The organism is Crenothrix sp., assembly GCF_043729335.1.
GTDB lineage: Bacteria > Pseudomonadota > Gammaproteobacteria > Methylococcales > Methylomonadaceae > Crenothrix.
On sequence record NZ_JAYTLQ010000052.1, the window covers coordinates 1 to 9,575 of the forward strand.

The window sequence follows — 9,575 nt, forward strand, 5'->3', positions numbered from 1 at the left end:
GGTGAGCTTGTCGAACCATGAACCACAAGTCCTTCGACAAGCTCAGGACGAACGGAGTATTTTATATTACTCGACAATGTAAGATTGACTGAGTACTAGCCCCTACAATGACCGATTATTAGAAAAACTCAATCCGAAACATAATGTAGCGCGACTGCCACAGGAGGTAACTATGAACAAATCACCCGGACACCAAAAATGGCCTGACCATGAAGTCCAAGAACAACATATTAATCAGCATGTTCAAGCTAACATCAACGGTGAGATTCTTGCAGCCTCTAATGATGTAATTAAAGTTAATGAAGACCAGCATCCACCGCGCTATTATTTTCCTCGCAGTAACGTTCAAATGGGTAAACTGGAACGGTCGCCGACCACAACAGTCTGTGTCTTTAAAGGCACGGCACATTATTATCATCTTAAACTTAGCGATCAAGTAGTAGAAGATGCAGCCTGGACTTACGAACATCCTTATGATGAGCATCTTGATCTGAAAGACCGGATTGCTTTTTATAGTGATAAAATCAGAGGTTTCCACATCGGACAAGAAACCAAGACTTAATAAGTCTGATGTTTTTCGAATCAATGTTTTTGGGCTTTTCTGTTTTTAGGCCCCGAATCTATTTTTTTTCGGCGACATATTAACGCTGGAAACTAGGTATCGTGCCGGACATTAACTGGCATTAACCGGCTGCTGCGCCAAAAAGCTTTTAATCGCTTCCTTCAAAACCTTAGCAGATAGCGTTTTTTCAAATACAGTTTGATTTTCCAAATTATCCTCTGAAATATAAAACAAAGTCATTGGTTTTTCTGGGCTAACCAACAAACTCATTGAATTTTTTATCTGATGAGCAACGGGATCATCAATAAATTGGCCATTAAAAAATAACGCGTACGCGGCAATATTGGAACGCGTGTTGTGGTGTAGTAAATTTAGCGGTACGCTTTGTGAAGCAGATAAAAGAATTTTCCCGTTCGCGCGTAAATCCCCCGCATAAGACAACGCCAGCTCAGGATGATGATAAAGCCGTTTATGATCGTAAGCGCGACCCACAAATAATCGCGCCGTGTTACCTTGTTTATCCTTATAAGTTCTTTCAAACCAATCCGTGCAACCAAACGTATGTGTGCCCCAATTAAGGTTTCGGCGCGTCGGTACTGAGATAAACTCGCCCAAATCGGCACGAATGGCTTTAGTGCTCGCACTATTGTCAACGGCTAACTTAAGATAACTGTGAATCACCGTGGGGATAAGTGCCAAAGATAACAACACTGCAACTGGCGTAGCGTAACGTGAAGCTATCATTCTTTCAGCTCCACTTGATCTAACTTAACAACCGGCTCTTGCCCCAAATAAAAAATAATCGGCAAGGCAATCATGAACGTCAATAAACCTGAAATTTCATGTGCGGAAGTAGCCAATATATCCAGTCCAAACCAGTTAACCAGCAAAGCCAGCACCACAACCCTTACAATGTTAACAGCAATCGCAAGGGGTGCAGCAATGAGTATCAGTAGTATTCTGCGGCTGGCACTGGTGCAAAAATAAGCGGTCAGAATAGCGATCGTCATGGCTGCGTATAGCGTTGCAAAGCCGCTACAGGCATCGGCAACCATTAACGAGCCCCCTTCAACTTCCAGTAAGGTATCACTCGAAAATACCGGAACTCCGATTAACTTCAGCAAGAAAGCCGCACTTTTTGTAGCAATATGGCGCAGTGCCAAATGTATGGATTCAGTAAACACTAACGGGATGGGCAACGTTAATAACAAGGTAGCCAGCGGAAATAAAATGGCTTTGGTGCGCAATGATCCTAAAAACAGCAGCGAAAAACCCGGTAACGAAAAGACTAAGGCGATACCGGATAGCAGCTGCGAATGGATGCCGGTATCCAGCATGTGCAGTATTAAGGCAGGAATTAATATCACAAAGCCCCAGCCATTAGATTCAATCGGCAATGCCTTTAGCTTAAGCAATTCGTTTCTAACCAGATAAATAACCAGGCCTGCCACCAAAATACCGTGGCCATTTTGCCACACACTCATGGTCCAGCGTTCCCAAAGCCACAAGAAGGTTGGCGCAAATAAAACAGCACATTGTACGGCAAGCAACCATAGCATCCAGTGTGACTGTTTTGTTAGGGCTACTTCCGTAGGGTGTAAAGTGGGGCTATTCATTTTAAAAGGGATATTTGTGGGAAAGTTTTTAAAGATGCTCTAGTAGGCAAAGTATAGAACAGATCGATAAAACTTCGTGGCGTTTGTCGCGCTTGGCCAGATTACCAAACTTTGGGCACAAATATCGATTCATTGCGCAACTCTAAATGATCGCCATTTTGCCCAATCACATACAAGCCTTTGCGTATGGCATACGTGGCTACATTATCGGGAATAATCATGCCAGCGACCGCACCTAAAATACGATTATCTTTATATCGCGGCATCAATCGCTTGATTTTATCCAGCCGAATTAAATGTTCATTGACATCATCCGTGCTTAAATTACTTTTGCATTCAATGGCAACCGCATCTTTTTCATTCACCACCAGCAAATCCAGCTCCAAACCTTCACCGTCGCGTTTAACATTAATATTCTGGTAAACCTCATGGACATCAATACCGCACTCCCGAAATAAACGCACCGCAGAAGGGCGCACCGCTTCTTCTACAAATTCACCCAGGCGATTGCTTAAGCGCCCTACGCTAGCGTTAACCGCTTTGATCTCGCGTGCAGTTTCCCTTTGGCTTTCTTTGATAATTCGTTCAGTTTCCTGGAATCGGCGTTCAGTTTCCTGAAACTTACGGTCGGTATCCTGAAACTTGCGATCGGTTTCCTGAAATAAACGCAAGATGTCATCCAGCGTAGGTGCTGGAGAGGTATCGGATTGCATGGCAAAACTCCTTTGAGATTCTATGTTTTATTTAATTATACCTGTTGCCCAAAAACCGCCTAATTTCATTTTTTGGCTATCAACTTAAGGTGGAACAAAAGGTACTGATGTAGGTTGGTGGCGAGGTAACGAACCCCAACATTGAATGCACCGTAGTTGTTGGAGTTCCTAACGTCACCACCAACCTACCTTTTGCCCCTGCTTAAATGGATAGCCCATTTTTTTAAGTGATTAGAAAAGCATTGCTCGGCTTAATAGAGTTTAAACACGCAAAAGCATGAACAAAAAAGTTAGGATAAAGGCCTAAACACAGCTTTTTAACATAACCTCACGCTAGGTTTCTTCATTACGCTAGCGTCATTTTGTTTATTTTAATAGATTTTCTGATACGGCAGCGGCCAATAATAGCTGTTAGTGTAAGCATAACTGACAAATGAAAAATTATTTTAAGCGTATGAATTTAAAAACACTTAAGTTACAATCTTACTATAAACTCTTTACAATTTTGATAAAAATAGCGAGCCAGTCCTGTGTAAATAATTAATAATAAATACGCTATTTGTCATAATAATAAGAACTACTGTAAAAAATAATGAAAAACAAAAAACCAGCAATGCCATACTTATATTATCGCCTACGCTAATGGCAGAAACTCCGATCATCAGTTTCAATATCGTTGCTATAGGTGCTTCTGCGGGCGGTTTAGAAGCTTTCGAGCAATTTTTTCGCCATGTACCCAACGAGACGGGCATGGCCTTTGTGCTGATACCGCATCTGGCACCTGACCATGCCAGTTTATTGACAGAAATACTACAGCGCACTACGCCTATGCCGGTGGCGGAAGCATTGGATCAAATTCCGGTTGAGCCTAACCATGTCTATATCATTCCACCCAACCGTGAGATGACTATTTTACAAGGCATCTTGCAACTGGCGCTTCCAGATCAGCCACGCGGACGGCGTATGCCAATTGATTTATTTATGCGTTCATTGGCGCAAGACCAGCAAGAAAATGCCATCGGCATTATTCTTTCCGGTACCGGTACTGACGGCACATTGGGTTTACGCGCCATCCACGAAACCGGCGGCGTTACACTGGCACAAGAACCTGACACCGCCAAATATAACGGAATGCCATCTAGCGCCATACAAGCCGGTTATGTGAGTCAGATTTTGGCTGTCGATAAAATGCCAGAAGCACTGCTGCTCATAGCTCAAAGCTTTGTCGATTACGCTGAAACACCTATTGCACCCAAAACGGTCAATGGAATAAATCGTATCTTGATGCAATTACGCACCAGCACCGGCCACGATTTTTCGCTCTACAAAAAGAGCGCCCTGATTCATCGTATCGAACGCCGCATGGCGCAACATCTTATCGAAGGCACGGATGTCTATGCCCGTTATCTCAAAGAAACCCCAGCGGAAATGCAACTGCTGTTTAATGATTTGTTAATCAATATCACCCAATTTTTTCGCGATACCGAAGCGTTTACTGTGCTGGAAAAAGAATTTCTGCCGGCACTGTGCAAAGATAAAACCGATGACTATGTGTTCCGAGTTTGGATAGCCGGTTGTGCCACGGGCGAAGAAGCTTATTCTATTGCCATCCTGTTATCTGAGCTGATGGAGAAGACTCACCAGACCTTTAAAGTGCAAATTTACAGCACCGATCTGGCTGAAAATGTGATCGCCACTGCGCGTGCGGGTTTTTATCCGCTTAATATCATTCAAGATGTGCCTGCCGAACGGCTACAGCGTTTTTTTATTAAAGAAGACACCGGCTATCGGATAAAAAAAGAAATCCGCGAAATGATAGTCTTCGCCGTCCATAACATTATTAAAAACCCGCCTTTCAGCAAACTTGATCTGTTGTGCTGCCGTAATCTAATGATCTATCTGGAGCCGGAATTACAAAATAGGCTAATACTGAGGTTTCACAATGCCCTTAAGCCCAACGGGGTTTTATTCCTGTCGCCTTCTGAAAGCATTGGCAATCATACGGATTTGTTCTCAGTGCTTGATCGCAAATGGAAACTGTATAGCGCCAGCCATGCGCTAACAACTATGCCCGCAGTGGTGGCCAATCCAATGATTGAGGCATCCAGAAACACTATAAAGCCAATAGACACCATGAAGCCCAGCACCGAAGCCAACTTTGCTGAATTAACTCAGCATAACGCCAACCCCGTTATCACTCAAAAGCTTAAATATGTTGCCAAGCGGGAACATATTGAAGAATTGCAACAGCAGATTGCCGTCATGAAAGAAGGCTACCAGCGCTCCATTGAAGAACTGCAATGTAGCAATGAGGAATTTCAGACAACCAATCAAGAGCTGGAAACATCCAGGGAGGAATTGCAATCGGTCAATGAAGAACTCAGCACCGTTAATTCAGAACTAAAGTGCAGAATTGAGCAACTGATTGATATACAAAATGACATGAAGAATCTGTTCGACAATACCAATATCGGCATCATTTTCCTTGATGAACAGTTAACTATTCGCCGCTTCACGCGTGAAGCTATCCAGCTCTATCCACTGATAGCTTCGGACGTAACCCGTCCTTTACGCGACATTAAGTCCAATTTTGCGGAGGAAAATCTGTTAACCAAAGCGCAGGAAGTGCTTGAATCGATGGTGTCATTTGAGCAAGAGATACACACCGTTAACAATCTCTGGTATCTGGCACGCATTCAACCTTACCGCACGCTGGATAATATGATTAAAGGTGTGGTGTTCACCTTCACCGACATCAGCAAGCTTAAAGAAACACAAATGGCTATGCAACTGGCACAAAAAATAGCCGAGAACATCATTGATACCCTACCGGAACCGCTATTGATACTGAATGGCACTTTACAGGTTATTTCTGCCAACCCTGCCTTCTACCGATATTTTCAAGTAACGGCTACCGATACGCTCGGGCACAAAATTTATAATCTTGGCAATAATCAATGGGATATTCCAGCCTTACGCGAACTGCTTGAAAATAGCCTGCCGCGCGATGAATCTTTTGAAAAATACGCCATAGAGCATAATTTTCCGGTTATTGGCCACCGCAAAATGCTGCTCAATGCTAGGCGTATTGTCGATCAAACCGGTCAATCAGAACACATATTATTGTTAATAGAAGTAAATATATGAGCGCTAATCACAACAAGCATTACCAACATTATCGCTTATTGCGTAGCCAGGCGGAGCTAAGCCTTACGCTTTTTCCAGTAATAGAACCGACAAAGCTGGAAACAGAACACCTTGTGCACGAACTGCAAGTGCATCAGATTGAGCTGGAAATGCAAAACGAGGAATTGCGTCAGGCCTACACTGCCCTGGAAGAATCGCGGGATCGTTATATTGATTTGTACGAGTTTGCGCCTATCGGTTATCTGACCTTGACCCTGGAAGGTATCATCATTGAAATTAATCTCGCCGGTGCGACCTTACTGGGCGTAGAGCGCAAGAAACTGATCAATCGGCACTTTGCACGCTTTGTTGCCGAGCAAGATCAAGTCGCCTGGTATCGTTTGTTTCAAGGCATGATGAGACATAGCGCACAGGAAAACCAACATTTCGACTTGTTATTAAAGCGTAACAGTACATCACCGTTCCATGCCCATTTTGATTGTCTGCGCAGAGAAAGCAAAAATACATCTCCTGTGCTAAGGCTCGCGCTTACCGATATTAGCCCACTCAAGCAGAGCCAGGCTGAGCTTCGCATCGCAGCGACCGCCTTTGAATCACATGCAGGCGTATATATTTCCGATACCAACAGTTCAATTTTAAAAGTAAATCGCGCTTTTACCAAAATCACCGGCTACAGCGCAGAAGAAGCCATAGGGCAAACGCCTAGCCTGCTCCAGTCAGGGTATCATCATGCAGACTTTTATGTGGCTGTGTGGGAAAGTCTTATTAGTACCGGAACCTGGCACGGTGAAATATGGAACCAGCGCAAAAATGGCGAGATATTCCCTGCCTGGATCACCATTACCGCAGTCCATGGCGACGACTGCACAGTGCGACATTATATTGCCACCATGACCGACATCACCGAACAAAAGACAGCATCCAAACGTATTGAACAACTGGCGTTTTATGATTCCCTGACTAATTTACCTAACCGGCGCTTACTCAAAAACAGATTACATCTGGCGCTGGCTGCCAGTATGCGCAGCAAGCAACACGGTGCATTACTGTCTATTGATCTGGACCATTTCAAAACCCTCAATGATACGCTCGGCCATAACATGGGCGATTTGTTATTGCAGCAAGTCGCCCAACGGCTATTAAGCATTGTCCGCGAAAATGATACCGCCGCGCGGCTGGGCGGTGATGAGTTTATTGTAATGCTGGAAGACCTGGGTGAAGATTATGAAGAAGCCACTATCCATGCGGAAATTGCCGGTCAAAAATACTCGCTGCCCTTAATAAGCCTTATCTGCTGGAGGGTTACGATTACCGTTGTACCTCAAGCATTGGTGCCAGCCTGTTTGTTGAGCACTTAGTGACCGAAGATGACCTGTTAAAACACATCGATATTGCTTTGTATCAGGCCAAGCACAAAGGCCGCAATGCCCTGTGTTTTTTTGATGAGGCGATGCAGACGTTGTTAACTGAAAGATCCACCCTAAAGCTGGATTTGCGCCTTGCCTTGGAAAAGGACTATTTTGAACTGTACTACCAGATGCAAATTAACCATGATCATCAGATTATGGGCGCCGAAGCGCTGCTACGCTTTCAACACCCAAAACGTGGATTGATTTCGCCACTGGATTTTATCGCGCTGGCAGAAGAATCCGGATTGATCTTACCGATTGGGCAATGGGTACTTGAAGCCGCCTGTGCTCAACTCAAAATCTGGGAAAATATGCCGCACATGCAGCCATTGCAATTGGCGGTCAATGTAAGTGCCAATCAGTTCCATCAACCCAATTTCGTGGAACAAGTCTGCGCCGTTCTGGAAAAAACCGCCATTGATCCTACTCGCCTTAAACTGGAACTCACCGAAGGCGTCGTCATTAACGACATTGATGACACGATTATTAAAATGCAGAAACTCAAGGCGCTGGGCGTAAGCTTCTCTTTGGATGACTTTGGGACAGGCTATTCGTCATTGTCTTACCTGACGCAATTACCGTTCGAACAGCTCAAGATTGACCAGAGCTTCGTTAGAAATCTCGGCATAAAACAGACCGATGCGGTGATGGTACAAACCATCATCAGCATGGCCAATAGCCTGGATATGGAAGTTATCGCGGAAGGTGTAGAAACAAAAGCACAACGTGATTTTCTGAAACAACATGGCTGTTCACTGTACCAAGGTTATTTATTCAGTAAGCCAGTGCCACTGGAGGAGTTTGAGGCGATACTGTTGTAAATCCTATAGTTCCCAGGCCAGAGCGTGGGAACGATGCAACGAATGCTTATGGTCAGACGAATACGCCATATCCGGCCAAGGCGAATTTCTATTATCGCCTTGGCAGGGAATCCCGCCAGTCTTCAGTGGGTGCAAGATTCAGGGCGCTTCTTTTAGTCGTGTTTAGCACGCCAATAATTTCCAAATACCTTTTTTTGTCGATCAAGTCTCTGCTGAAGACATTTTCAACGAAGGCGAATGTTGAGACGAGGTTCGTGCTTGATTTGAATCGTCCCGGCTCTAGGAACCACTTGTCTTCGAACAGAATAATCGTTGCTTCGGCTTGGTAGGCGTCAAAGCTCGCGATAGACATCTCGCCTGCGTCTGGCGGAAGCTTGTAGCCTGAATCTGCCCGCACCCGGTATAACACGGCTTGTCCATAGCTGGTATCCTGGATGGTAATGTGGCCGGCATTTTTGGAAAGAAACTGGTATGTTTTTTGGGCGTCTGGGTACCGATCTCTTTCGGCAGTGACTTCGTGATAAACAATATCTGTCAAAACCACCTGCACACTGGGCTTGAATTTAAGCAACAAGTCCAATGCATCGGCCATCGAAAGGGATATGAGCGGGCCTGAATCGGCAATAACAAGCTTGATCACTAGGCATCCCTGTCTAAAATGGCAGACATGTTGTTAGACATTGTTTTGATGTCGTTGTCTGTTAAGCGAGGCATGGGGATTGAGAGATATTTAGCGTCTTGCAGTAGCTCCCGATACACATTGTAGCCACCCTTCTTCAAGGCAATAGTTCTGCTAATTTTGCCTTCAAAATAGCTTTCGATAATTTTTCGTTTGCCCGCCCAAATATCTGGAAGTTCAGGTTCTTTCAGGGCGTTTGACACAATAACAAATGGCCTTCCATTTTTTATTATCGTGACATCTTCTGCCCTTGCAGCGTCGATAAGTTCACCAAAGTTTTGTTTTGCCTGGGTAGCGGTAAAGGTTCTCATGGTTAGCCTCCCCAATTAATTTTATAATTGTCTATTGTAGGCTATTAATTAAATAAATTGCATTTTTTTAAAAAAAATAGACAATATAATTTAAAAGATACTGGAGTCACTTTTCAAGGCTTATTGCGACCCTCTCGTGGCAAACGGCAAGAAACCGTTGCAGGGTGTTTGCGCGGTGATGCGAAAGTTTGGCTTCCAACTTAAGTCGGAACAGGTGAAGGTGTGCCGTTCGTGGTGAGCTTGTCGAACCATGAGCGGCACACCGCACACCCTTCGACAAGCTCAGGCCGAACGGTGTGCCTTATTGAGTGTCCCGT

Annotated in this window: 9 protein-coding genes; 4 read left to right on the forward strand and 5 right to left on the reverse strand. The window is 44.5% G+C overall.

The features are described 5' to 3' along the window. Positions 1–172 precede the first annotated feature (172 nt). Positions 173–562 (forward strand): DUF427 domain-containing protein, encoded by a 390-nt coding sequence (locus ACHZC4_RS11580; RefSeq protein WP_394754010.1) that lies wholly within the window; start codon positions 173–175, stop codon positions 560–562. Between the two features lie 111 nt (positions 563–673). Here the strand turns inward: ACHZC4_RS11580 and ACHZC4_RS11585 are convergent, their stop codons facing one another. The 3 genes from ACHZC4_RS11585 to ACHZC4_RS11595 form a co-directional block, all read right to left on the reverse strand. Further along, positions 674–1,306 (reverse strand): hypothetical protein, encoded by a 633-nt coding sequence (locus tag ACHZC4_RS11585; protein WP_394754011.1) that lies wholly within the window; start codon positions 1,304–1,306, stop codon positions 674–676. Next, positions 1,303–2,178: an exosortase/archaeosortase family protein gene (locus ACHZC4_RS11590; RefSeq protein WP_394754012.1), complete on the reverse strand. Its 876-nt coding sequence runs from the start codon at positions 2,176–2,178 to the stop codon at positions 1,303–1,305. Before ACHZC4_RS11590 ends, ACHZC4_RS11585 begins: the two co-directional genes overlap by 4 nt. A 101-nt stretch (positions 2,179–2,279) precedes the next feature. Continuing rightward, positions 2,280–2,891, reverse strand: coding sequence for a DUF3782 domain-containing protein (locus tag ACHZC4_RS11595; RefSeq protein WP_394754013.1), 612 nt, complete (start codon positions 2,889–2,891; stop codon positions 2,280–2,282). 642 nt (positions 2,892–3,533) lie between these two features. On the opposite strand from ACHZC4_RS11595, the gene ACHZC4_RS11600 reads away from it, so the two are divergent. Genes ACHZC4_RS11600 through ACHZC4_RS11610 form a run of 3 tightly spaced genes read left to right on the forward strand, consistent with a single transcriptional unit; the run spans position 3,534 to position 8,268 of the window. Then, positions 3,534–6,038, forward strand: a complete 2,505-nt coding sequence (locus ACHZC4_RS11600; RefSeq protein WP_394754014.1) for a chemotaxis protein CheB — start codon at positions 3,534–3,536, stop codon at positions 6,036–6,038. Then, the gene (locus tag ACHZC4_RS11605; RefSeq protein WP_394754015.1) at positions 6,035–7,396 is read left to right on the forward strand and encodes a diguanylate cyclase domain-containing protein; all 1,362 of its coding nucleotides are present in this window, start codon (positions 6,035–6,037) and stop codon (positions 7,394–7,396) included. Before ACHZC4_RS11600 ends, ACHZC4_RS11605 begins: the two co-directional genes overlap by 4 nt. Then, positions 7,333–8,268 (forward strand): putative bifunctional diguanylate cyclase/phosphodiesterase, encoded by a 936-nt coding sequence (locus ACHZC4_RS11610; protein WP_394754018.1) that lies wholly within the window; start codon positions 7,333–7,335, stop codon positions 8,266–8,268. The genes ACHZC4_RS11605 and ACHZC4_RS11610 overlap by 64 nt, the downstream gene beginning before the upstream one ends. A gap of 91 nt (positions 8,269–8,359) precedes the next feature. On the opposite strand, the gene ACHZC4_RS11615 is transcribed toward ACHZC4_RS11610, so the two are convergent. Together ACHZC4_RS11615 and ACHZC4_RS11620 are read right to left on the reverse strand one after the other, a co-directional pair. After that, entirely contained in the window at positions 8,360–8,908 is a 549-nt protein-coding gene (locus ACHZC4_RS11615) for a hypothetical protein (protein ID WP_394754016.1), read from the reverse strand. Next, positions 8,908–9,258 (reverse strand): type II toxin-antitoxin system Phd/YefM family antitoxin, encoded by a 351-nt coding sequence (locus tag ACHZC4_RS11620; protein WP_394754017.1) that lies wholly within the window; start codon positions 9,256–9,258, stop codon positions 8,908–8,910. The genes ACHZC4_RS11615 and ACHZC4_RS11620 overlap by 1 nt, the downstream gene beginning before the upstream one ends. Positions 9,259–9,575 lie beyond the last annotated feature (317 nt).